The sequence below is a fragment of the Pseudoalteromonas sp. TAE79 genome (genome assembly GCF_000498015.1).
GTDB lineage: Bacteria > Pseudomonadota > Gammaproteobacteria > Enterobacterales > Alteromonadaceae > Pseudoalteromonas.
Genome location: NZ_AUTL01000055.1, coordinates 1 through 616, shown reverse-complemented (window position 1 = coordinate 616; position 616 = coordinate 1). Strand labels below are relative to the sequence as shown.

The following is a 616-nucleotide window of genomic DNA, read 5'->3' as shown; positions in this document are numbered from 1 at the left end:
CTTTTCACCCTGTACATATTTTTGCGTAAGTACGGTGCCTTTACACAGTTTATGCCAGCGAATAATAATCGCTTTATCATTTAACCTATTCGCTTTTTTATCATCAACATACAAGACTAAGTGTGTATGATTACTCATTACGGCATAAGCACATACGTCAATACAAAATATCTTGGCTAACTCAAGCAGTTTGTCTTCAACCCAGCCTCGTCGATGCTCGTAAGACTTACCTGTAAAGTGGTCTTCGCCACATAAAAATGCACGGCGCACGCAACGCGAAATACAGTGGTAGTATTTTGTATCAGCCAAACTTACTTGACGCTTTCTCGCGATAGCCATAAGACACCCTGCTTGTTTTTTACACTAAACAAAGGCTAGTCTTTAACTTCTAAAAGTGCAAAATTTAGAGTGGGTGTCTAGTTTATTTAACGGCCACATAAAAATGCACGGCGCACGCAACGCGAAATACAGTGGTAGTATTTTGTATCAGCCAAACTTACTTGACGCTTTCTCGCGATAGCCATAAGACACCCTGCTTGTTTTTTACACTAAACAAAGGCTAGTCTTTAACTTCTAAAAGTGCAAAATTTAGAGTGGGTGTCTAGTTTATTTAACG

Annotated in this window: 2 pseudogenes; both read right to left on the bottom strand. The window is 39.3% G+C overall.

Features of this window, described 5'->3' with window-relative positions:
• Positions 1-339, bottom strand: a pseudogene (locus L655_RS0101720) (Mobile element protein); the annotation flags it as partial.
• A gap of 92 nt (positions 340-431) precedes the next feature.
• Positions 432-524: pseudogene (locus L655_RS1000000127115) on the bottom strand (Mobile element protein); the annotation flags it as partial.
• Positions 525-616 lie beyond the last annotated feature (92 nt).